The sequence below is a fragment of the Paenibacillus urinalis genome (assembly GCF_028747985.1).
GTDB lineage: Bacteria > Bacillota > Bacilli > Paenibacillales > Paenibacillaceae > Paenibacillus > Paenibacillus urinalis.
The window spans coordinates 2,895,167-2,919,189 of sequence record NZ_CP118108.1 but is presented as its reverse complement, the minus strand read 5'-3'; the positions used below and the strand labels follow the sequence as shown (position 1 = coordinate 2,919,189).

The following is a 24,023-nucleotide window of genomic DNA, read 5'->3' as shown; positions in this document are numbered from 1 at the left end:
TTTTACGGGGGATTTCTGAATATCGACACACATGAGTCTATTGAATGGAGAATGATCATGAGAGAAAGAATGGATAACAATGGATTGTCCGGCAAGCAGGGTACACACTTCATGAAGGCGATGGTATACGATACCTATGGAACGCCAGAAGCTCTAAGATTAGATAAAGTAGCAGTCCCTGTGCCCAAGGAAAATGAAGTATTGATTGAAGTCCATGCGACCTCAATAAATTCCTGGGATTGGGATCTGCTTCGTGGAAAGCCATTCGCAAACCGTATCGGTGCATTTCAGCAGCCTCGTTACCGAATTCTGGGCGCTGACGTAGCAGGAAAGGTAATTACGGTTGGAGCGGATGTCACCAGATTTAAACGAGGAGATGAGGTGTTTGGGGATCTTTCTGGATGTGGCTGGGGTGGATTCGCAGAGTATGTATGTGCTAACGAAAATGCCTTAACACCAAAGCCTGCTGCAATCAGCTATGTTCAGGCAGCCGCCATCCCTCAGGCAGCCGTTCTAGCCCTGCAAGGTCTGCGTGACAGGGGAAGACTGCAACAAGGCGAACGTGTTCTTATTAACGGAGCCGGTGGGGGAGTAGGAACGTTTGCCATTCAATATGCCAAATTGCATGGAGCAGAAGTGACAGGAGTAGACAGTGCAGAGAAGCTGGATATGCTGCGAGCTATAGGTACGGACCATGTCCTTGATTATATGAAAGAGGACTTTACTACAAGGGGGATTAAATACGATTTAATTCTTGATGTCGTTGGAAATCGCTCCGCATTTTCTTTAAAACGAGCACTAAACAAGGGCGGGAGATATGTGATGATCGGCGGCACGATGTTTCACATTTTCCAAAATCTATTGCTCGCCCCTTTCGTTTCTAGAATAGAAAAAAAGAAAATGATGCTGCTCATCCACAAACCAAACGACGGAGATCAGCAGGTGTGGAAGGAACTTGTCGAAATAGGACAGGTCTTGCCGGTAGTTGATAAGGAGTACCCACTGAGTGAAGCAGCCCAGGCATTTCGAGATATTGGAGAAGGCCGGTTGAAAGGAAAAGCCGTCATCGTTATGAAGGGTTAGACAGTAAAGTATTATTGAACAGCAAAGACTTGACTTTGTAAGCTACTACGTGATACTTTATAGCGGTAGTAAGTAATACTGCATACCAGTCATACAGAATAGTGAAGGGTGAATGTGTTGGAAAACTTAACGGAAATGCTCAAAGGTGTGCTTGAGGGCTGTGTCCTTGAAATTATAAGCCGCGAAGAAACCTATGGATATGATATTACCCGGAGATTAAACGCCCTCGGCTTTACCGATGTTGTGGAGGGAACAGTGTATACCATCCTGATCCGACTTGAAAAGAACAAACTGGTGGAGGTTACTAAGAAGCCTTCAGACATCGGACCACCACGAAAATTTTACGCAATCAACGATACAGGGCGTAAGGAGTTACAGAAGTTCTGGGTCAAATGGGAGTTCGTATCCTCAAAAATGAATGAGTTAAAGGAGGGGATAGAATGAATTTTTGGGAGAAAATTACCGGCAGTGATATGACGAAAGAAATGAAAGCTTTTGATTCGCGTGCGAAAAAGCTGCCTGCAGATTATCAAGCCGCATGGGAAGAGATTAATATCAATCTCTGGCCTCACTCCGATTTCTCAGGCCGTAATCTGATGCCTATTCTAGACGGTGTACTTGGCCTGTTCGAAGAAACAGCGGCAGAGGGTCAGAGTGTCCAAGAGGTGCTTGGTGGTGATATTAAAGGCTTCTGTTCAGCACTGGCCGGCGAAGAAGGAGCAAAGTCTTATCGAGATAAGTGGCGTGATCAGTTCAATAATAATATTGCCAAAAAATTAGGTAAATAGGAGGGTGAAATGCGAATACAAGATATCATCGAAGGCAAAAAGGAATGGCGAGCCCACGTTGCACGTGTCAAAGCGCTCCCGCAGGATTATCAGATTGTCTACAAAGAAATTCAAAAATATCTCTTTAAGGTGGGTCCTGTAGAATTGACCGAAGGAACAGGTTTGCTCTCGGGGATTGTCGATCTTTTTGAAGAGGGTGCTGCCTCGGGTAAAGGTGTGCTCGAGGTAACGGGCAGTGACGTAGCTGCTTTCTGCGATAACCTTATCAAAGATTCAAAAACCTATGCCGATATCTATCAGGAGTCTAATAATCAAAAAGGTAGTTAACTTATCAAAAAACCTTATGGAGCATCTTACATCTACAAAGCTCCATAAGGTTTTTTGAAATTACTAGATTTGTGTACCTATTTAACGTTATCCAATTCTTAGCGCACTTGTACACAGTGGTTCAGGGTTTCTCGTATACTAGCATAAATGTCATCTTTCTCATATTTCAGTATTGGCATCGTGTCTTCGGGATCTAGATAGGCATCACGGCTTTGAATGACAGCAGTGACATCCAAATGGATGCCATGCTCTTTACCAGCGGACATGACCTGAGCATTATGCTGTTCCATTGCTGGTTTCATGGCCTCAAGTGGAACTTCCACAATCTTAGTATTCGTCTGACCAAGTTCATCAGCGATCATCTGGAAGAATTCGGTATGCTTCATATTTGTATCACAGATCGCGTATTTCCCTTGGTGCTGACCAAATTCGATGGCGCCAACAGCCGCCTGTGCAACTTGCTGTGCGGTAACCATAGCAGTGCCGCCCGGTAATACGGGTACGCTGTCCTGGTCTCTTACTCTATCAACCATCATCGTCCATAGCGGCGTCCGACCCGGCATTGTACCAAAAATATACGGCAAACGGAGTGTCATAACATCCATCTGACCATGGCTTTCCATGATTGCAATTTCCTCCTGCAACAAGCGTGTACGTGGATATGCATGATGTGTTTTGAGGTTAAGATCGGTCCATTTTTCTGCAAAGTGTGCAAAGTAAGAGCCGAACAAGACAAATTTTTTGACACCAGCTTGTCTGGCAAGTCGGGCTAGCCGCTGGGTAGGCAAAACATTTGCTTCGTAAAAAAACTTCACAGCAGGAGCGTCAGGAACGATTCGCTCATCCGCACCTGCCGCATAGATGAAGGCATAGACACCATCCAGAAGCTTAATAATTTCTTCGTCTGTATATTGGTTGAGGTCCCCGTATAATTCCTCGATTTCTTCAGGGAACAGGCTGTCAGCAACAGCTGGAGGAAGTGAGATACCAGACACTTGATAATGACGCTTATTTAGTTCTAAAGCTGTATAATAACCAAGAAAACCGGTTTGACCAAGAATAAATACTTTTTTCATGTTGAGTCACTCCTTAACGCTTTGTTAGTTTTATAGTTTCTCTTACCCCATAAGATTAAGACCTTAACGTAATAAAATAAGTGAAGGTTTTCACAGTTAACATCAATGATTGGAAAGAAGTGTGAGGAATGGAGGTGATGAAGCTACGGTATACCGACATTTGGGAGATATGCTATAAGTGCTGCGAAATCTTCTTGTATAATTCCAGTATACTTCATTGTGATCAACTACCTACGGCAGGAATTCCGTGTCAACTATCGAATTAGTAGAGCAATTCAGGGAAATCGAGGGATATGGATGTATAAATTGATGATCGTGGATGATGAAATGCTGATGCGAATCGGAATCCGTTCCTCGTTATTGTGGGAAGAGCATGGATTCCGCATTGTCGGAGAAGCAGGGAATGGCAAAGAAGCTCTCGAAATTGCGCTTGAAAGCACTCCTGATTTAATCATTACGGATATCAAAATGCCACTTATGGATGGCCTGGAGTTGATACGTGAAATATCGAAGAGATTTCCGGACTGCAGATATGTCATTCTTAGTAATTTTGATGAGATAGACTATGTTAAGGAAGCACTTAGGCTTGGTGCGCTGGACTATTTAATCAAGAGCGAAATCTCACCGGCATCGCTTACAGACTTGCTGACAAGAATTCGTGGAAAAATGTTGTCCAAGATTGGCAGCGAGGATCGCTTGTTTGCGGCGCCGTTTCATTATACGCAGAGCTTGACTCATCTGAAGGAAAACTTCTTTAAGGATTTAATAAGTGGCCTTCCAATTGGGGAACAGGCTGCCGTCAAGGCGGAACAGCTTCAGGTTCGCTTAAATCCGCATGATCTTGTGATCATCAAATTCAAAATGGATCAATTCGAAGAAGTAAGAAAGAAATACAAGGAGAAGGATGAGAAATTGCTGCGTTTCTCGATCTTGAATGTCATTAAAGAGGTGACACCGACAAGAGCCGACTGCGAAATTATTGTGGAGAGCTCTTCCGAATACCTGGTAATCCGCAATGCAGCTCCAACGGAGGAAGGGTCTTGGCGGAAGGACATAGAGAAGCTGAACAATAAGATTCTCGGGTCCATGAAGGACTTCATGAATATCACTTTTTCCGTCGGAGTGAGCACGATCGTTCCGGATCTCATATCTCTGAAGAGGGCATATCGAGAGGCAGATACCGCATGGCGGCATCGTTTCTTTACCGATAGCAGCAGCGTTCATTTCTTTACAGATGCGACAGTCTCAACCAATCGCGCAGGCGGTCAATATCCATTGATCCGAGATCTTGAGTATGAGCTGCGACTTGTTCTTGAAAGTCATAAGGTGGAGAAGATAAGTAGCTACTTGGAGCAATTTCGTATGAAGCTAGTGGAAGCGTGGGCTGACGAGTATGCTGTCCGCAAGGCCTACGTACTGTTCCTGGAAATCTTCAATACTGAGTTCTCCCAAGCTTCAAGGGAGCTTCTGTTATCCGATAGAATGTCACCTTATGAGTCTGTCTCTGCTGCTGAGACATGGAATGAACTGCACCGGATTGTGCAGGATTATGTGCTGGAATGTTTGCAAACGAAAACCCGCACCATGCAGGAACTCAGCTATGCAGACATCGCTGTCGACATCATCCGTCAGTACTACGCGGAAGATATCACCCTCCAGAGCGTAGCCAGTCAGATTAATGTGAACTCATCCTATTTGAGCCGAGTATTTAAACAAGAGAAGAATGAAAATTTTGTCTCGTATTTGACTCGCGTTCGTATCGAGAAGGCAAAGTCATATTTAGAGGATCGAAGATTACGTATATATGAGGTAGCAGATAAAGTTGGTTACCACAATTACACGTACTTCAGCAAAATTTTCAAAAAAATCGTCGGTGTAAGTCCTGAAGAATATAGAGGTTAGAATTTATGAAAGCGGTTGCGAGATATGAATTTTGAAAGGATACAGGTGCTGAGATGAAAATAACAGACATTAATGATTATTCAGTTAGCTTGGAAATGGGCGAATCGGTACTGCTGCCGCAGCGTGTAGAAGTTCGACTAGAAGGTGGAATAAAGACAACCTTTCCAGTGGTGTGGGAAGAGATCGATTCGACTCTACTCGAGCGGCCAGGTACGATTACCGTAGAAGGAGTAGTAAAAAATGAGGAGTTCCCGGATCCGCTTGTGATGAATCGGGCCGATCCTTACGTGCTTAAACATACAGATGGTTACTATTACTTTACAGGATCTGTGCCCGAATACGATCGAATCATACTGCGACGGTCCAGAACGATCTGCGGTCTATCCAATGCGGAGGAGATTGTGATCTGGACGAGACACGGAGAAGGCGAGATGGGCAGCCATATTTGGGCGCCAGAGCTTCATTATATAGATGGAAATTGGTATCTTTACTTCGCTGCCGGAAGGTCCGATGATAAATGGGCGATTCGTCCGTATGTTCTTGAATGCATAGAAGATAATCCACTAACGGGGCGGTGGATGGAGAAGGGCCGAATCAAGCTGCCGGTCGAAAGCTTCTCCCTCGATGCGACTACGTTCAAACATCGGGAAGAGCGATATTTAGTATGGGCCCAGATTGTCGAGGACTCTTGCCTGTATATTGCTAGGATGGATACGCCTTGGTCCATTGCGACAGAGCCGGTTAAGATCTCTTCGCCAGAGTATGAGTGGGAGATTCAGCGGCATCGTGTAAACGAGGGGCCCGCTGTTCTGGTCAAGAATGGCCGCGTCTTCATGGCATACTCGGCCAGTGGGACAGACGACCGTTATTGTATGGGTCTGCTGACAGCGGATGAGACGAGTAATCTGCTCGATCCATCTTCATGGACAAAGTCGCAGGAGCTAGTATTTGTCAGCAATGAGTCGACTTCCCAGTTTGGTCCCGGGCATAACAGCTTTGTGATGTCTAATGATGACTACGAGATCCTGTTCGTCTACCATGCGCGTTCCTATAAGGAAATTACCGGCGAGCCGTTATATGATCCTAATCGACACGCCCGTGTACAGCAGCTCTTGTGGCTCTCTGACGGTACACCTTATTTCGGGGAGCCGGGCTGGACACTTGAAACGGCAGGCCACACAGCAAAAGCGAAGATTACGATACGTAAAAAATAATTCAGACTAATGAACAAGATGAATAGGGCTGTGAACCATACTTTAGATGGCTTACAGCTCTATATTTAGTGCGCCCGGCATGGGCGATAGCTCGGCGGTGAAAGTCCGCTACAGGCTTGGCAGTAGGAACTGTTAGCCAAAGGCAAGGGTGTCCGCCGCGAGGCGGAATCTGAAGGAAGCCGGAGGCAAACCCTCGGTCTGACGAACAGGAATCACATACAAGGCATGACGGGACGGACGAGCTTGCTAATCAAAGCGAAGTCCAATACTGCCCGAATCCCGGCATGTAAATGTGGCAGATGGATGAGGGGAAGGCTATCGCTCTTACCCGGGGAGGTCTCACAGACGTCCGGTAGGAAAAAAAAAAAATCCGAAAAGACGGAGTAAAGCTTGCTGTGAGAAGTCAGCAGAGGCCATAGTACCGAGAAGTTTTTTTTCGGGAAGGGCCGAACAATCGTAAGCCTCGAGTATAGACTGGAAGGAGCATCGGCACGATGAAAGCAGAATACCGAAAGGGCTGCCTGCAAAGGGATAGCATGGAATGCGAAGAGTATGCGGGAGCGCGGAGTGCCGGCACTCGGGAACGTAGAGAAAGAGGCGGTGCAACGGACATGCTTGAGAGGATACTAAACAGGGATAACCTGAACAAGGCCTACAAGCGGGTCAAACGTAATCACGGAGCACCGGGAATCGATGGAATGACAGTCGAGGAGGCACTACCGTGGTTACGGGAACACAGAGAGGGGCTTTTGGAAAGTATCCGGGACGGAAGCTACAAACCAAACCCGGTACGGCGTAAAGAAATCCCGAAACCAGATGGAAGTGGAGTGCGGAAGCTCGGTATCCCTACGGTAATAGACCGCGTGATTCAGCAAGCGATATCGCAGCAGCTACAACCCCTGTTCGAACCGTTATTCGCGGAAGGAAGCTATGGCTACCGCCCTGGGCGGAGTGCGCAGCAAGCCATTCGCAAAGTAAAAGAGTATGCGGAGCAGGGATACGACTACGCAGTAGAAATCGATCTATCCAAATATTTTGACACGCTGAACCATGAGCTGCTTATGAATCTTTTGCGCAAACAAATCCAGGACAAGCGGGTAACTGATCTGATCAAGAAGTATCTCAAAAGCGGGGTCATGGAGCACGGAGTGCGGCGCGAAACGGAAGAAGGATCACCTCAAGGTGGCCCGCTATCGCCGCTGCTGGCGAATATCTATTTGAATGAGTTCGACCAAGAGATGAAAAGCCGAGAAGTGAATGTGATCCGCTACGCAGATGACATTGTAGTGCTGGCGAAAAGCAAACGTGCAGCAACGCGGCTGTTGGAGTCCTGCCAGAAGTATCTAGAGAAGCGAATGAAACTTCAGATAAATCGACGGAAAAGCAAAGTCGTAAGCATCGTGGCCCGAAAGCATTTTAAATTCCTTGGTTTTGCTCTGGGAAAGAGCAGGGACCGAGTACACATCCGCGCCCATGGACAATCTCTTGCGAAAGCAAAGAAGAAACTGAAGGAACTCACGAAACGCAGCCAGGGCAAGAATGTCCGTCAAGTGATGGAGCAGGTGAAGGTCTATATTCGCGGCTGGATAGGTTACTTCTACGTAGCGGACATGAAACGGACTCTGCAGAGATGGAACGAATGGTTGAGAAGACGATTCCGTATGTACATCTGGAAACAATGGAAGAAGCCAAGAACAAAGGCGCAAAACCTGCGAAAACTGGGAATACCGGAGTGGCAGGCCTACCAATGGGCAAACTCACGACTGGGATACTGGCGCATCGCCGGAAGCCCGGTGTTGTCTCGTTCCATAACAAACAAAAGGCTCGCACAAGCAGGGTATTATGACTTCCCTGCTCAGTACGAGCATTTACGTAACTTGCACTTAAGCGGTTGAACCGCCGTATACCGAACGGTACGTACGGTGGTGTGAGAGGTCGGCTACTCAATTAATGGGTAGCCTCCTACTCGATTAAATAGGATAATTATTGCGTAGCTCACTGATACCACTGAATAGAGGTGCATGATGTGGAAGCGTGCTTCACTCTTTCGAATCAAGAACAAAATCATGGTCATTTGTCTGACCGTAATTATAATTCCGGTACTTGTGATGACCGTCAATTCTTATTATTCCTCCGAACGGTTATTGGCGCAGAATTACACGAAGCTGATGAATGATCTAGCCAAACAGACGAATATTCGCATTGACGAGTTTCTTAAGGAGATTGAGAAAATTTCGTTACTGGCCAGCAACGGACTAAGCAGCAGCGTTTCGGCGACTAACGAAGGCAGCTTTCCAATCCAAGATTACCTAAGAAATGGCGGCAAACAGAACAAAAATACGGCCTACAATATTTTAATGAACTACATCATGATGAAGGACCGCGTATTTTCCATTTATCTCTATAACCTTAACGGAGGAGAAGATCTGTTCGTCAGCCCCAACCAGCCCATCGACACAAGCTACAAAGTGGAGAACGAATTGTGGTTCAAAAAATTTATGCATTCAAAAGATCTCATCATCACGTTGACGACACGGATCGACAATCAACTGAAAAATAAAATATTGGCAGTATCACATGCTCGAAAAATTTATGATGTGGCCACTGGGAAGCTGCTAGGGGTGATTGTGGTCAGCATCGATATCAAATTCATTGAGATCGTGAATCGTAACTTACAGGAAGGCCTTCGTTCGAGGTTTATGATCGTTGATGAGGATGAGAAAATTGTCTATAACGTTAACGACCAGCTCATCGGCACGTTATTTCGGGACAATGTGCGTCCAGACGAATCATTAAACGTCGTTGCGGTCAACCCGCTTAGCCAGCAGAAGTGGACAACATATTTGTACATGCCTATGGAAGAGCTGACTGCCGATGGGGCTATATTGGGTCGTAATCTTGTAACCCTGGCGATCGTGATGTCACTGTTCGCTGTCATTATTTCCATCTTTTTATCCCATGTGATTACGCGCCCTATTAAGAAGCTCATACGGAATATCGGTTTGGTTGAAAAAGGACATTTCGAACAGGTCGAGCATATTCGCTCTCAAGATGAAATAGGATATTTATCGGTTCGATTCAATAAGATGTCCTACGAGCTAAAAAGGCTGGTAGAGAAAGTGCAGCAGGAAGAAATCGACAAAGCAGCAGCGGAGATGCGTGCACTGCATGCCCAGATCAATCCTCATTTTTTGTATAATACACTCGGGTCGGTTAAATGGATTGCATCCATGCAAAGAGCGGATAAGATTGTGGAAATGACAGAGGCACTGATCTCGATGCTCCGCTATGCGACAAGGTCCGATGGAACCTTGGTATCGATTCGCGAGGAGTTAGATCATATATCGAACTACATTACCATTCAGAATGTCAGGTATTATGGCTCTATTCAGATGAACTATGAGATTGAGGCTGATTCACTAGATTATCTTATGCCCAAAATGATCTTGCAGCCGATTATCGAAAATGCGATTTTTCACGGTTTTGCCGAACTCGAAGAAGGTGGCATCATTACAATCCAAATCCAATTCCTAGGGGACGACATAGCCATTAAAATTCATGACAATGGGGCTGGTATGGATCAGGAAACGATTCAGGATTTATTAGAGATGAATAGGACAGATGCAGATGATGGAATCAAGGGGATCGGAGTACAAAATGTGCAGCGGCGAATACAGCTTCATTTCGGTCAGTCTTACGGATTGCAGGCTGAAAGCATACTGGGAGAAGGTACGGTATTTACTATCATGCTGCCTGCGATATTCAATCAACCAGAGACCGTGAAATTTGCAGACAGGAGCTAGTCGTCGACTATTCCATTCGTTCGGAAGAGACACTCTGCGAAATAAATAAGAGGCTTGCAGCATTTGGCTGCAAGCCTCTTATTTACCCTTTGACGCTGCCGAGCACTAAGCCCTTGGTAAAGTACTTCTGCAAGAACGGATAAATGAGCAGAATCGGAATAGCACCTAGAAACATTTGGGCAGCGCGCCCGGTCCTAGCGTTCATCATAGACAGCAGCTGTGTATAATCAGTTCCTGATTTCAGCATAATCTGCTCAAAGCTGAGCAGAAGGGTCTGAAGATAGCTTTGCAGTGGATAATTGGCAGGATTGTTCATATAAATGATCCCGTCAAACCACGAATTCCAATGACCGACGATACTGAACAAGCCAACCGTTGCAAGAGCAGGCTTCAAGAGAGGGAGCAGAATACGGAGAAGGACTTGAAGAGGACCTGCACCGTCAATGATTGCCGATTCTTCGATTTCCTCCGGCAGCCCTCTAATGAAATTCATGAGAATAAGCATGCTGAATACAGGAAGAGCACCAGGGAGGATCAGCGACCAGATAGAATCGATCAGTCCCATTTTAACCACGACGAGATAAGTGGGTATCAGCCCTCCGTTGAATAGCATGGTCACGATGAAAAAACTCATATACACATTGCGGCCCATCAGCTTTTGCTTCGATTTGGCAAGTGGGTAAGCGGTGAGCATCATTAACACGAGATTTACCGTTGTTCCGAGAACGACCCGTTTTATGGCTACCCATAGGGAACTATAGAACTCCCCGCCTGTTAATGCAAATTCATAAGCCTTGGTCGTAAAATCGATGGGCCAGAACGAAACACTGCCAGCGGAAACGGCTGCGCTGCTGCTGAATGAAACGGCCAGCAGATTGATAAACGGCAGTATACAGAGTAGAGAGATTACAATGAGAATCGTGTAGTTAAGGATATGAAATAAGCGTCGTCCCATGCTTTTGTCTTCGATCATAATGGCAGTGCCTCCCTTAGAAGATACGATAGCCCGCTACCTTGTAGGCAAGGAAATACGACAAGGCAACCAGCACGCTGGAGATGACGGACTTGAATAATCCAATGGCTGTACCGATGGAATATTGCGCCTGTTGAATTCCAAGACGGTAGACGTATGTGTCGATAATATCACCGGTCTGATATACGACAGGAGAGTACAGGTTGTAAATTTGGTCGAAGCCGGCGTTGAGTACGTTTCCAAGCGAGAGTACGGTCATCAAGACTATCGTCGGCATAAGGAGAGGTAAGGTAATGTAGATCGTTTGCTTCCACCTCTTGGCACCGTCAATAACGGCTGCCTCATATATTCCTGGATCAATGCTGGTCAGAGCTGCTAAGTAGACCACCGTGCCAAAGCCAAATCCCTTCCAAATATCGCTTAAGATCATTGTCCATGGAAATAACGAAGGCTCGCCAAGGAAGGAGATCGGCCCCATCCCGAATACGCCCAGAAAGGTGTTAACGATGCCATCGGAGCTAAGAATATCCAGCATAATACCGGCCATGATCACCCAAGACAAGAAATTTGGGATATAGACAAGTGTCTGAAATGTTCGTTTGATAGCATTGTGAGCTACTTCGTTCAGAAGCAAGGCGAAAATGACGGGTACAACGATGCCGCCGATAATTTTAAAAGCGGACATATAGAGCGTATTCCAGATCGTTCTTACAAAGTTAGGCTGACTAAATACGTGGGCAAAATTATCCCACCCGACCCAAGGCGAGTTAAAGCCCAGGCCAGGATTGTACTTTTGAAATGCAATAATGAGTCCGTAAAAAGGGATGTAACTAAAGATGAATACCAAAACAATGCTAGGTAACAACATGAGATGGTAGGGGCTCTGCTGCTTTAATTTTCTGAGCATTCCTAATCCTCCGTTCTTGAGTGAATAAGGGCGTGGATCGGTTTCTATAAATAAAGGAGAGGAGAACGTACGCATCCTCTCCTGACAGCAAACGGTTATTTCCCGTATTTTTCGTTAACTGCCTTGGTGGCTTCATCTCCACCAGCTGACCGCCAGTTCTGAACCACCGTATCGAAGTAGTCAATATCTTCACCCATAATGATCTTCGTGAAGCCCTCTGTCAGGATATCGTCAAGTGTTGTACCGTAGCTCGCCAGTTGTTCTGGCATGGCTCCCCACATTGCCGTCTTGGTATAGTTTCCGCTGTCCAGGATATGCTTAGACAGGCCGTACGCCGTTTTTGGAGCACCTTGCTGCAAATAATCGCCGACGGCTCCTGGTGTTGCATTTTCCATAAATTCCACGCTGTTGTTATATTTCTGCCACATCCCGGAAGTTATCAGTCCGCTGGTATCCTTGGATTTAAGGGCTTCCGATACAGCCTCGTATTGCTCGTAATCGGAATTCGGATTGAGAACCCGGAACGCCCCGACCACATGGGCAATATCATTGTCCAGTAAGGCTGACAATTCTTCCTCGGATTCCTTGCCTGCACCTTCGTCCACAATGTAGGCATAGTCATTTAAAAGATTGATGACTTCCTCAGGATGTTCGAACCCTTTTTTCATAACGATATAACTGCCGTTCGCGAAGAAGATCGATTGCTTCGCTTCCTTACCATCGACCGTAGGGATGAGATATGGATAGAATATGGCATCCTTACCCAGATTCGATACGGTATCTACACCTGGGTTATAGCCCCACCACTGGTAATAAGGCTGGATACCAACTTTGCCTGCTACGATATCCGCGTTCATTGCGTTGAAATCCTTGATCGCAAATTCCGGATCGATGATACCTTGCTTATACCATTCCGCCCATTCTGCCAGCGCAGCCTTCATCTCGGGTTGAATGGAGCCGTATACGAGTTGTCCACTGCTATCCTCAATCCACATATCCGGATGAGCATTCCAAGCGATGGCGAGCAGATTCAGGTAATCCAGCGTTTGGTCTACGGCAATGCCGTAACCTCCGTGTTTTTCCATAAACTTCAGCGCAATGTTCTTGATGTCTTCTACAGATTTGGGGTCATCAAGCTGAAGCTCTTCCTTCCAATCGTTTCGTATCCAGATAAAATCCGGCTGTTCGATCAATCCCCAGTGCATTTGTGGAATTCCATACAATTTTCCGTCCTTCTTGCCTGATTCATAGCTGTCTGCATCGGCCTCCATGTAGCCTTTAAGGCGCTCTGATGCTTTTTGATCAAAGACCTCCGTAAGGTCCATCACCATATCCGCTTCGATCAGCTGCTGCAGCTGGGAGGGATTGACTCTGAACACATCGGGGAGGTTATTCGATGAAATGGCTAGATTGAGCTTCGTATCATACTCATCACTGACCCAGTCCGTTTTGACGTCGATATTGAACTTTTCTTTGTACCGCCTAATCCACACGTTGTTTGTAATATCGTCTCCAGCAGGGTATTTTGCGGAAGTGTATTCAGAGGTCACCGTGCGAATGGTTACGTTCCCAGAATCCTTCGTTCCTGAATCCGTATTGACCGAATCCTTTCCTGTACTGCTGTCATTGCTACAGGCTGCCAACAAAGCGGTTGAAATACATAGAGATAGAATTAAAGCTGCCGTTTTCTTAGCCATACTTTGTTTCCCCCTATTCACAATATATTTTCATGAAAGACTTGCTTGAAAATATTGTAAAGGAGGAGGGTATAAAGAGATATCAAAGTTATTGACGAGAAGCGGCAACTTTTTTACCTATATCATGAATAGGCCGGAAGACAAAGCGTCAAACGTGCACAAATTTTACTTTGTACATTCTTTTTTTTACTGAGAGAACTTAACTCACTTTGCTATATGAATTCATTTCTGTTTGCCTACACGGGCTCAACCCTTCTACCATATGATAAAAAATCATGGATAGAAGAGAGGTTAAGCCTTGAAGAGAAAAGGAAGTAAATATGGCGTTTCTATTGTTGTATGTACGAATAGACCGCAATTTTTTAATAATATCCTGACAAATTTTAATAGACAGCAATACAAGAACAAAGAGCTAATTATCATTCTGAATCATGACAGCATGAATCTAGAATCGTATCGTAACCGCATTCGAGCGTACGCCAATGTAAGTATATTCCAAGTTCCCGAAAGGATATCATTAGGACAATGCTTAAATGCAGGTATCGAGCGTGCCCGCTTTCCGTTAATTGCGAAGGTTGATGATGACGACTATTATTCCGCCTATTATTTGAAAGAACAAGTAGGAGCACTGAAGAGGACCAACAGTGATATCGTAGGAAAACATTCTTGTCTCGTATATCTAGGCGCTTCAAAGAAGCTATTGATCAGATCCCCTGATGAGGCAAGCAAATTTGTTGAATTTGTACAAGGCGGGACGATACTGTTCAAGAAGGAAGTTCTTAGAAAGGTTCGATTCACCGATCGGTCAGTAGGCGAAGATGTTACGTTTCTGAGACAGTGCAGGAAGAGAGGATTTAAAACATATGCTACCTCACCTTATAACTATGTGTATCATCGCAGGCAGAACAAGAAGAGCCATACATGGAGAGCCGATGACGAGTTTTATCTAAGAGGCAGCAAATTGATTACGGTCACAGACCAGTTTCGTCCGATTGCAGATAAAGAGTTCTAATCGTATTAACGAAGGAGCAGATTGCCACAGCAGTCTGCTTCTTTGTTATCAATAAGCTATAGTTCATGTTTTTTTGTGAATTATACTTTATAATATTCTAATATTTCAACAAAATCTGGAGGGAAAGCACATTGAATGCAAAAGAAAAAATGTTGAATCAGGAATTCTATATTCCTTGGGACAAAGAACTAACAGATGACAGGGAAAGAGCTAAAGATTTATTGTTTGAACTCAATAAAATAGCTCCATCAAAGCGTGAAGAGAGAAATCACATCATTCAAAAGCTTATTCCTTTTATCGGGGAAAACCCATGGATTGAATCACCCTTTAATTGTGATTATGGTTATAACATGACAATAGGCAACAGTTTTTACGCCAATACAAATTGCACCATATTGGATTGTGCTAAAGTAACAATTGGGAATGATGTCCTGTTTGGGCCGAATGTCAGCTTGTATACACCTAATCATGCATTCGATGCAGGAGAACGAAAAATGGGGTATGAGCGTTCATTGCCCATTACTATAGGTGATAATGTTTGGTTAGGAGGTTCCGTGACGATAGTTGGAGGTGTGACAATCGGAGATAACACAATCATTGGTGCTGGAAGCGTAGTGACAAAAGATATACCAGCTAATGTTATTGCGGCAGGTGTGCCTTGTAAAGTGATTAGACCAATTACTGATGAAGATAAATTAGGACTATAGAAATCGAGTACAAGTATTTAAGCCATTTTGTTTGATTATCCTATATCATTTTTGAAGTGATCCTGAAGAAGCGCCAACCTCCCTTTTTTTCGGTTTCCTCTCGTTGATAAGATAATTTCCTTTACCTCAATGAGTTCGAGGCGTATAATTCCTTCAGACATCAGAGAGAGAAGAGGGAAATTAATAATGAACAGCGGGTTGGTTAATGCGATTATTGCGTACATTATGTGGGGAGTGCTTCCGCTGTATTGGAAGCTCTTTGACAATGTGCCGGCAGGAGAGGTCCTGTCTCACCGAGTTGTCTGGTCGTTCGTCTTCATGGGTATACTTGTCGCATTACAGCGGCGCTGGGGGGATATGAAGCGAATCGTGGCCAGCAGGACGCTCCTGCTGTCACTTACTGCCAGTGGATTACTGATTGCTGTGAACTGGCTGATCTTTATCTGGGCGGTTAACGATGGGCATGTCGTTGAGACAAGCCTTGGTTACTATTTGAATCCGTTACTGAACGTGCTGTTAGCGGTCGTCTTCCTTCGTGAGAAGCCAAACCGAGGCCAATGGTTTGCGATTGCGATTGCTGGTGCGGCAGTGCTCATCATTGCCATCGATTATGGACGGTTTCCATGGATTGCGATTTCTCTTGCCGTATCGTTTGGATTATACGGACTCGCCAAGAAGAAAATCGCACAAGATGCTTCCGTAGGTTTGCTGTCAGAGACGGCTGTAGTCCTGCCTATCGCGCTTGGCTACTGGGTCTATTTGGCCGCAACAGGAAAGACAACAGCATGGACACTGCCTGCCCACACATTCATCGAGCTGCTGCTATCCGGTGTGGTTACGGCGCTGCCACTGCTCTTTTTTGCACGTGCAGCTGCACGGATGCCTCTGTCTACACTCGGTTTTGTTCAATACATTGGGCCGACGATTATGCTGTTACTAAGCGTATTTGTATTCAAGGAATCGGTATCGCCGGTTCTGCTCGTTGGTTTTGCACTGATCTGGGTTGCACTCGTTGTATACGCTGCAGCATCGATTCGAAGCACAAAACTCGCGAAGGCGAGCTGACAGCATTCTGGTAACCTCAATACGCCCATTCCCGCACCATAAGCAGGGAATGGGCGTTTCTTCATTATAATTAAAACAGGATAAGATTATGAAGTGGACAAACAACGAGGATCTAGGTTTCGATGAGAATAATAGCTTAATTTCTCAATAAGGCAAACGCCGATCCTGGCGATTGTAATTGAGTTTCACTGATCACGCACGCTAGCATCATGGATTCTTGTAATCGGCTTTGTCTAATATCACCCAGGTCAACAATCGTGGACCAACCCAGGTCCTTAAGAAGAGTGTTGACCTGATTTTTGGAGGATGGATTGTTCCCAGATATAAACATAATGGGAGAGCCTTCCTTGAAATGGGGATGAATCATAATCTTGTCGCTGACTGTATTTAATGTTTTAACAACATGACTTTCCGGTAACAGCTGTTGGATGACTTCTCCTGCTGATGTATCAACAAGCTGCAAGCGTGGACCGTCATCAAAATATACCGCATTGCTTACATCAACGACCGTCTTATTTTTGAAATAGACAGGATTAATTGTTTCAATGACATCTTTTAAGCAATACCATGGAAGAGCCAGAATAATCAACTCACCAAACAGCGCGGCTTCATGAAATGCTGTAATATCTCCTGCTGTACCTACTTCATGCTTCCATTTTAAATGTTTGGGATCATGTGAAACACGACTGCTGATGCAGACATTATAACCCGCCCTAATTAACCCTTTGCCTAACATTGTACCTACGTTCCCCGCGCCAAGAATCCCGATATTCATGTTCATTCTCTCCCTTCTAGGAGTGATTGTATGAGTTTTAATTCTTATGTACAATTAGGCACTTTTAAGTATCCAATCCGTTTGTATGTGCTTTGGTATATAATTGAAAATAAGTGAGGTGAGATAATGCCTGTCCAGCCGAGTGAATGTCCGGTAGAGTCGGTGATATCTATGCTAAGCGGAAGATGGAAAATTCCTATATATAGGCATCTATTCAATAACAACAAACCAGTACGGTATAGTGAACTGCAAAGGCATCTTCCATCCATTTCAAAAAAAATACTAACAGAGCAGCTACGTGAGCTTGAGGGTGACGGAATTATTGAAAGGAGAGCATATCCCGAACCAAGGCCAAGAGTAGAATATACGTTGACATCATCAGGAAGGTCTATGATTGTATTCCTTGATCAGATGAGCGAGTGGGGTCAGAATCATAATTGAATATGGTTAAAGTGGATTTATAGTAAGAATGAATAGGAAGTGTTTATTTGAATACCAGATTACAATCAGATTGTGAGAATTGCTTTGGAATATGCTGTGTAGCCTTACCCTATGCCAAATCAGCCGATTTTTCTTTTGATAAAGAAGGGGGAGTCCCTTGTCGTAACTTGTATTCAGATCATCGCTGCAGCATACATGAGCATCTGAGAGATAAGGGCTTTCATGGATGTGTTTCCTATGAATGCTTTGGAGCAGGACAACATGTTTCGCAAGAAATTTACAAAGGCAGAGATTGGAAATCCAATCCAGCGTTATCGAATGAAATGTTTGCCGTGTTTCCTATTGTTCAACAATTACATGAAATGCTGTATTACTTACATCAAGCCTTGGATTTAGAAGACACTCACACCATACATGATGAGTTACACAGCGTTTATGAGCAAACTTTATCCCTAACGAGACTTAACCCTAGCGATATATTGAATTTAGATGTAGCAAATCATAGGGCAATCGTGAATGATTTATTATTGAAAACAAGTGAATGGGTTCGAAAAGATTTCATTCAAAGCAATAAAAAAAGTAAAGTACGCAGAGGACTGGATTATTTAGGTGCAAATTTGAAAGGTATTGACTTCAGAGGTGCAAATCTACGAGGGGCCTTATTAATTGCATCTGATCTGAGAAAAGCTGACTTAAGAAAAGTGGATTTTATTGGGGCAGACCTAAGAAACGCTGATTTGTCTGGTGCAAATCTAACGGGATGTATCTTCCTTACTCAAGCACAAGTCAATTCGGCAAAGGGGAATCAACATACTCAATTACCCCGTTATTTGAAATTCCCTGCTCATTGGCTGGCAAAATCTTAGGCGGAGTTGGATTCATTACTTTCAATTAAACGGATGATTAATCCATCTTTTACGATACTGGAGCGGTGTAACACCCATATAGTCTTTAAATAATTTGCAAAAATACGACACATTCATTAAGCCGATTTCCTCTGCAATGACCAGGATCGGCTTGTTTGTCGTTGTTAACAATTGAACAGACTGATGTATTCTGCGAGCCGCAATGTATTGAGAAATGCTGACTCCGGCTGCTTCTTTGAATAAGTGAGCAAGGTGGTAAGAAGAGAGGTGTAAGGAAGCGGCTAAGTCGTCCAAACGATAAGGAGTATGATAGTTTTTTTCGATCCAGCTTAATATTTTTTCCACCTGGTGGTTTTTGCGCTTAACAGGAAGAATTGCCGAATTACCTTCCCGTTCAATCCACAGGGGATGAATTAAATGGAACAAGTTGACAAGAAAGAGTGAAACCTCCTCTGAGCGATTGGACTCGTCTATATTAGGGATACGCTCTTGGAAGGATTTGAATTGGTGAATGAGGATTTGCTGATCGTCAACGTCATACAGGCAGGGAAAGGGCAGATTACCTTGACAAATATGTTTAAAAAAAGCGTGAAGCACAGGCCATTTTTCGAAATAGGAATCATACAGACTGGGTTCAAAAATAGCCATGGATCTTTCAAAACATTGATCATTTGAATAATCCAATGTTAGATGATGAAGCTGATAAGGCTGAAATATACAGAGCATGCCGGGTTTAATCTCATAGCTTCGGTTATTTACGATCATCGTACCGCGCCCATCGTGGATGAATAGCAGCTCGATGCCCAGATGAGAGTGAAATGTTTCCCTATGTTCATTATTAATACTTTTGCGTCTGTACGCGAAATGCAGATTCTTTTCATTAAAATGATGAAGATCATATCGCATATTGCATCATCCTCCCAGCATGTATCTTCAATGCTACCAATATATCGAACCTTTTACAAAACCGCAATATAGCGTTATTTTATCCACATTACAGCATCACAATGAATACTCTTGTTGAGGTATGATCATGGTTGAGGACAACGTTAGGTAAAGGGAGGATGTGCAATGCAAAAGGTTGCGATTATTGGTGCTGGGGCCATTTCCAGAGCTCATATTGATGGTTTTTTACAGTTTAAGGATCGCTGTCAAATAGCAGCCTTATGTGATATATATCCTGACAAGGCTGAAGCAAAGAAAGAGGAGTATGGACTGGGCGCTAAAGTTGTCAGCGATTACAAAGAACTGCTTCATGACGGAATTGATCTCGTCTCCATCTGTCTACCTCCATATGAGCATGCACGGACAGCGATCGATTTTCTGAATGCGGGAATTCATGTTCTGGTGGAAAAGCCCATGGCTTCATCGCTGGAGGAATGTGATCTCATGATCGAAGCCGCCCAGAAGAGCGGTAAAGTATTGTCAGTGGTGGCTCAAAACCGGTTCACCAATCCAATCATGAAGCTTAAAAAGATGCTGGACACCGGGCTTGCAGGACCCATCCTGCATGCTCAAGTGGATTCCTTCTGGTGGCGCGGTCACTGTTACTATGATCTCTGGTGGCGTGGTACCTGGGAGAAGGAAGGAGGCGGATGTACGCTGAACCATGCGGTTCATCATATTGACGCCTTGCTCTGGATGATGGGACGTCCGAGTCAGGTTCAAGCATTCATGAGCAATGTTTCCCATGACAATGCGGAGGTGGAAGATCTATCGATTGCGATGCTTCGTTTTCCGAATGGGGCACTCGGACAGATCACCAGCTCGGTTGTGCATCATGGTGAAGAGCAGCAGTTTATTTTTCAAGGAAGGCATGCTCGAATTTCGGCCCCTTGGAAAATATACGCTTCCTCTTCGAAGTCGAACGGTTTCCCTGAAAAGAATGCCGAGCTCGAAGAACAGCTGCAACAAGCTTATGAGCGTCTGCCTGATCTGCCGTATGAGGGGCATGCTGCTCAAATTGATAATGTCCTGCGTGCTATTGAGACAGGCGAACCCCCATTGATTGACGGAGTTAGCGGACGTACGACCTTGGAAATGATCATGGCTATTTATACAGCGGCCAGTACAGGAGAGATCGTTAGTCTTCCGCTGGCTGCGGGGGATTCATTCTATACGCAAGCAGGCGTCAAACAGCATGCCATTCATTTCTATGAAAAAAGTGGTCATATCGATAATTTCGCTGATCAAGAGATTACTACAGGTACGTCATTGGAATAGTTAAATCCAATAATAGATGAGGTGAATCATAAATTTCATTGACGATCCTTTCGTAAAGCCGCTGATTCAGCGGCTTTTTTGTTGCATCGTGGTGTACGCCTTTGAACGAATGAAATATTTGTAAGAAACTATCGAAATACCATATTTACGCGCTTCCATAATTATGTTATTCTGTTAGTGTTACAACTATATTTTGTTTGTTTAATTGTTAGGGGGAGGAGGAAAATATTGCAACTGAAAGTTATATTAAAGGTTGTTAAATGAATCACTTGTTAAAACAAAATATGATAAACGGAGGATTCGTTATGCTTGCACAAATGAAGAAATTTGGCGTTCTCAGCTTAGCTCTTGTATTACTAGTGACCGTTGTCCTTACAGGTTGGAGCACACGCGCATCCGCAGCTAACTTCAGGTCTTTGTCAGCTTCGCAAATTGTACCTGAGATGGGTGCGGGTTGGAATTTAGGCAATCAGCTTGAAGCAACAGTAAACGGCACCCCGAATGAGACCGCTTGGGGCAATCCAGTCATTACACCGCAGCTGATTCAAAAGGTAAAGGCTGCCGGTTTCAAAACCATTCGAATCCCTGTATCGTATCTTAATCATATTGGAAGCGCTCCCAACTATACAATCAACGAAGCTTGGTTGAACCGAATCAAAACGGTGGTTGACTATGCTTACAACGAAGGCATGTATGTCATTATTAATATTCATGGGGATGGATACAATTCCGTACCTGGCGGATGGCTGTTGGTGAATGGAAGTAATCAAGCTGCCATTAAGGAAAAATACCAAAAGGTTTGGCAGCAAATTGCTACTAAATTCAGCAGCTATAATGAGCGTCTTATTTTTGAATCAATGAACGAAGTATTTGATGGTACTTACGGCAATCCGAATGCAGCATATTACGCAAATCTGAACGCCTACAATCAAATCTTTGTGGATACGGTCCGCAAGACCGGAGGCAATAACAATGCCAGATGGCTCTTGATTCCAGGCTGGAATACCAACATTGATTACACGGTAGGTAATTATGGCTTCGTTCTTCCGACGGATAATTTCAGATCTTCCGCTATTCCAAGCTCGGAGAAGAGAATCATGATCTCGGCGCACTATTACTCTCCATGGGATTTTGCAGGTGAGGAATCCGGCAATATTACACAGTGGGGTGCAACGGCAACGAATCCTTCTAAGAAATCCACTTGGGGACAAGAGGACTATCTGGAATCGCAAATCAAAGCGATGCATGATAAGTTTGTAACCCAAGGCTATCCGGTTGTCATTGGTGAATTCGGCTCTATCGATAAAACGGCGTATGATTCTACTAATAACGTTTACCGTCAAGCTTTTGCCAAAGCGGTAGCAGCAACCTCTAAGAAATACAAATCGGTTCCGGTTTATTGGGACAATGGTCATAACGGACAGCATGGATTTGCTCTGTTTAACCGCTCGAATAATACCGTTACCCAGCAAGGCATCATTAATGCCATCATGCAAGGTATGCAATAATTAAGCGATGCGTTTAATCGTACAAGCGGCGTGTTCCCGTAATAGGGGACAGGCCGTTTTTGGCTTTATACATTTACATACCTAGTCACGAGTCACTGCAACACAAAATTATATAGTTTATGTATTGATGATTTAATTCTGTTACTGCACTTGTATGGCTGATTATACTGCTTATGACCTAACAAACAAAGGAATAATGTGGGTTTGTATTCATTTGTTGAAATAGTATAACGTGGGATAAAAACAGTTGTATATTGCAAAAAACACGGAGTTTCTTCCAAAAAATCAATAAAATCGGTTTGACATTTCCAGAACATCCCTTTATCATGGAATCACGCTTAGTTTTCAGATACAGAATCTGGAAAGCGGGGGAACCAGTATTAATGGGGCGAATCACTTGAATTCGAGTGTAGGGTACCATCTTACCCGAGTCCGTCAGCTAACCTCGTCAGCAGTGGATGGGTCTTGTATACATAATGCATATCATCACAAAAGGCCCTTTTTAATTCTAAGGGGGCCTTTTTCTTCATTTTGACCCCTGCTGGCGGAGCTATGTCTTGTTCCCTGGATAGGCGGTCATTTTTTAATTTTACAAGGGGGGATCATGAGAAAAAACGAAAGAAACTCATAAAATGTCAGTTAGGTGAGTACAAGTAAATCAAAAGGACTTGTTTGGGGCTTGTTTTCATACTGACTCGTGACTTTTTGATGTTTAATATCCTAGTAAAAACATATATATACTAGGTTAATTTTGCTATGCCATTTATCAAGATTACAGAACGTGGAAAGGTTGTGGGATGTTTGAAGAAGGGCGTTATTCTTGTATTGTTAACTGTTTTGGTATTGTCATTGACAGCATGTGGGGAAAAAGGAAGCACCCTTGATCAAGCGATTGATCAGGGATATATCACGGTGGGATTTGCTAACGAGAAGCCTTACGCCTATAAAGACGAAAATGGAGAGCTAACGGGCGAAGCCGTCGAGATTGCAAAAGTTATCCTAGAAAGACTAGGTGTAAAAGAGATGAAGGGCGAGCTTACAGAGTTTGGTTCTTTAATCGCGGGTCTTCAAGCAGATCGTTTTGACATGATTACGGCAGGTATGTTTATTAATCCTAATCGCTGTTCAGCTGTATTATTTGCAGATCCGGAATACAGCATTGGGGAGTCGCTCGCGGTAAAACAAGGGAATCCCCTTAACCTAACCAGCTATGAAGATATTGCGGCAGATGATAATGCCAAAGTAGCAGTTATGACAGGAGCTGTAGAAATTGGTTATATGGAAGAGTCGGGAGTTCCTTCTGACCGTATTGTTCAGGTTCCCGATCAAGCCTCAGCTATTAGTGCTTTGCAAGCAGACAGAGTACAGGCGATCACCATGACAGGTCCGTCGCTTACCGCTATGCTGGAGTCCGCGAGCGATGATCAGATTGAACGTGTTGAAGGTTTCAAGCAGCCTGTCATTGATGGTGAGAGTGTCCGCGGGTATGGAGCGACAGCATTTCGTCAGGCGGATACGGAATTTCAAGAAGCATACAATGCTGAGCTTACAAAAATGAAGGAGTCGGGTGAGCTGTTAGAAATTTTGCAGGAATTTGGATTTACTGAAGAAGAGCTTCCAGGCGAAATGACAGCTGCAGCCCTATGCGGAGAATAA

The 24,023-nt window shown here is 44.3% G+C and carries 22 protein-coding genes and 1 riboswitch; of the genes, 16 read left to right on the top strand and 6 right to left on the bottom strand.

What is annotated here, in order from left to right; genetic code table 11:
* Nucleotides 1–57: 57 nt before the first annotated feature.
* From PUW25_RS13480 to PUW25_RS13465, 4 genes are all read left to right on the top strand, one after another.
* Nucleotides 58–1,083, top strand: a complete 1,026-nt coding sequence (locus PUW25_RS13480; RefSeq protein ID WP_081872479.1) for an NAD(P)-dependent alcohol dehydrogenase — start codon at nt 58–60, stop codon at nt 1,081–1,083.
* 135 nt (nt 1,084–1,218) lie between these two features.
* Complete coding sequence (locus PUW25_RS13475) at nt 1,219–1,527, top strand: PadR family transcriptional regulator (protein ID WP_274338300.1); 309 nt, start codon at nt 1,219–1,221, stop codon at nt 1,525–1,527.
* Nucleotides 1,524–1,871: a DUF1048 domain-containing protein gene (locus PUW25_RS13470; RefSeq protein WP_047911912.1), complete on the top strand. Its 348-nt coding sequence runs from the start codon at nt 1,524–1,526 to the stop codon at nt 1,869–1,871. Before PUW25_RS13475 ends, PUW25_RS13470 begins: the two co-directional genes overlap by 4 nt.
* A 9-nt stretch (nt 1,872–1,880) precedes the next feature.
* The gene (locus PUW25_RS13465; protein ID WP_047911911.1) at nt 1,881–2,198 is read left to right on the top strand and encodes a DUF1048 domain-containing protein; all 318 of its coding nucleotides are present in this window, start codon (nt 1,881–1,883) and stop codon (nt 2,196–2,198) included.
* A gap of 98 nt (nt 2,199–2,296) precedes the next feature.
* Here PUW25_RS13465 and PUW25_RS13460 read toward each other — a convergent pair whose 3' ends face one another.
* Entirely contained in the window at nt 2,297–3,274 is a 978-nt protein-coding gene (locus tag PUW25_RS13460) for an NAD-dependent epimerase/dehydratase family protein (RefSeq protein ID WP_047911910.1), read from the bottom strand.
* 297 nt (nt 3,275–3,571) lie between these two features.
* Between PUW25_RS13460 and PUW25_RS13455 the strand changes: the two genes are divergently transcribed.
* The 4 genes from PUW25_RS13455 (at nt 3,572) to PUW25_RS13440 (ending at nt 10,193) form a co-directional block, all read left to right on the top strand.
* Nucleotides 3,572–5,176: a response regulator transcription factor gene (locus PUW25_RS13455; protein ID WP_081872471.1), complete on the top strand. Its 1,605-nt coding sequence runs from the start codon at nt 3,572–3,574 to the stop codon at nt 5,174–5,176.
* Between the two features lie 53 nt (nt 5,177–5,229).
* Nucleotides 5,230–6,390: a family 43 glycosylhydrolase gene (locus PUW25_RS13450; protein ID WP_047911908.1), complete on the top strand. Its 1,161-nt coding sequence runs from the start codon at nt 5,230–5,232 to the stop codon at nt 6,388–6,390.
* A 494-nt stretch (nt 6,391–6,884) separates the two neighbouring features.
* Entirely contained in the window at nt 6,885–8,285 is a 1,401-nt protein-coding gene (ltrA, locus tag PUW25_RS13445) for a group II intron reverse transcriptase/maturase (protein ID WP_047911907.1), read from the top strand.
* Between the two features lie 126 nt (nt 8,286–8,411).
* Entirely contained in the window at nt 8,412–10,193 is a 1,782-nt protein-coding gene (locus tag PUW25_RS13440; protein ID WP_274337193.1) for a cache domain-containing sensor histidine kinase, read from the top strand.
* Nucleotides 10,194–10,275: 82 nt separating this feature from the next.
* Here the strand turns inward: PUW25_RS13440 and PUW25_RS13435 are convergent, their stop codons facing one another.
* The 3 genes from PUW25_RS13435 to PUW25_RS13425 all read right to left on the bottom strand — a co-directional run bounded on the left by PUW25_RS13435 (nt 10,276) and on the right by PUW25_RS13425 (nt 13,770).
* Nucleotides 10,276–11,166, bottom strand: coding sequence for a carbohydrate ABC transporter permease (locus PUW25_RS13435; RefSeq protein ID WP_047911905.1), 891 nt, complete (start codon nt 11,164–11,166; stop codon nt 10,276–10,278).
* A 16-nt stretch (nt 11,167–11,182) separates the two neighbouring features.
* Nucleotides 11,183–12,073, bottom strand: coding sequence for an ABC transporter permease (locus PUW25_RS13430; RefSeq protein WP_047912007.1), 891 nt, complete (start codon nt 12,071–12,073; stop codon nt 11,183–11,185).
* 95 nt (nt 12,074–12,168) lie between these two features.
* Nucleotides 12,169–13,770, bottom strand: coding sequence for a type 2 periplasmic-binding domain-containing protein (locus tag PUW25_RS13425; protein ID WP_052511958.1), 1,602 nt, complete (start codon nt 13,768–13,770; stop codon nt 12,169–12,171).
* A gap of 298 nt (nt 13,771–14,068) precedes the next feature.
* On the opposite strand from PUW25_RS13425, the gene PUW25_RS13420 reads away from it, so the two are divergent.
* From PUW25_RS13420 to rarD, 3 genes are all read left to right on the top strand, one after another.
* On the top strand, nt 14,069–14,782 hold the full coding sequence (locus PUW25_RS13420; RefSeq protein WP_047911904.1) for a glycosyltransferase family 2 protein: 714 nt from the start codon (nt 14,069–14,071) through the stop codon (nt 14,780–14,782).
* Nucleotides 14,783–14,913: 131 nt separating this feature from the next.
* Nucleotides 14,914–15,489 (top strand): sugar O-acetyltransferase, encoded by a 576-nt coding sequence (locus tag PUW25_RS13415; protein ID WP_238546372.1) that lies wholly within the window; start codon nt 14,914–14,916, stop codon nt 15,487–15,489.
* A 186-nt stretch (nt 15,490–15,675) separates the two neighbouring features.
* Entirely contained in the window at nt 15,676–16,554 is an 879-nt protein-coding gene (rarD, locus tag PUW25_RS13410) for an EamA family transporter RarD (RefSeq protein ID WP_047911903.1), read from the top strand.
* 136 nt (nt 16,555–16,690) lie between these two features.
* Here rarD and PUW25_RS13405 read toward each other — a convergent pair whose 3' ends face one another.
* Nucleotides 16,691–17,329 carry an NADPH-dependent F420 reductase gene (locus PUW25_RS13405; RefSeq protein ID WP_052511955.1) on the bottom strand — a complete coding sequence of 213 codons (639 nt, stop codon included), beginning with the start codon at nt 17,327–17,329 and terminating at the stop codon, nt 16,691–16,693.
* 126 nt (nt 17,330–17,455) lie between these two features.
* On the opposite strand from PUW25_RS13405, the gene PUW25_RS13400 reads away from it, so the two are divergent.
* Both PUW25_RS13400 and PUW25_RS13395 read left to right on the top strand, forming a co-directional pair.
* Nucleotides 17,456–17,770, top strand: a complete 315-nt coding sequence (locus tag PUW25_RS13400) for a winged helix-turn-helix transcriptional regulator (RefSeq protein WP_047911902.1) — start codon at nt 17,456–17,458, stop codon at nt 17,768–17,770.
* Between the two features lie 47 nt (nt 17,771–17,817).
* Complete coding sequence (locus PUW25_RS13395; protein ID WP_047911901.1) at nt 17,818–18,636, top strand: pentapeptide repeat-containing protein; 819 nt, start codon at nt 17,818–17,820, stop codon at nt 18,634–18,636.
* A gap of 21 nt (nt 18,637–18,657) precedes the next feature.
* Here PUW25_RS13395 and PUW25_RS13390 read toward each other — a convergent pair whose 3' ends face one another.
* Nucleotides 18,658–19,542 (bottom strand): AraC family transcriptional regulator, encoded by an 885-nt coding sequence (locus tag PUW25_RS13390; protein ID WP_047911900.1) that lies wholly within the window; start codon nt 19,540–19,542, stop codon nt 18,658–18,660.
* 165 nt (nt 19,543–19,707) lie between these two features.
* Between PUW25_RS13390 and PUW25_RS13385 the strand changes: the two genes are divergently transcribed.
* From PUW25_RS13385 to ehuB, 3 genes are all read left to right on the top strand, one after another.
* On the top strand, nt 19,708–20,859 hold the full coding sequence (locus tag PUW25_RS13385) for a Gfo/Idh/MocA family protein (RefSeq protein ID WP_047911899.1): 1,152 nt from the start codon (nt 19,708–19,710) through the stop codon (nt 20,857–20,859).
* Nucleotides 20,860–21,164: 305 nt separating this feature from the next.
* Nucleotides 21,165–22,367, top strand: a complete 1,203-nt coding sequence (locus PUW25_RS13380; protein WP_047911898.1) for a glycoside hydrolase family 5 protein — start codon at nt 21,165–21,167, stop codon at nt 22,365–22,367.
* 325 nt (nt 22,368–22,692) lie between these two features.
* A riboswitch (cyclic di-AMP (ydaO/yuaA leader) is annotated at nt 22,693–22,836 on the top strand.
* A 287-nt stretch (nt 22,837–23,123) separates the two neighbouring features.
* Complete coding sequence (ehuB, locus tag PUW25_RS13375; protein ID WP_052511953.1) at nt 23,124–24,023, top strand: ectoine/hydroxyectoine ABC transporter substrate-binding protein EhuB; 900 nt, start codon at nt 23,124–23,126, stop codon at nt 24,021–24,023.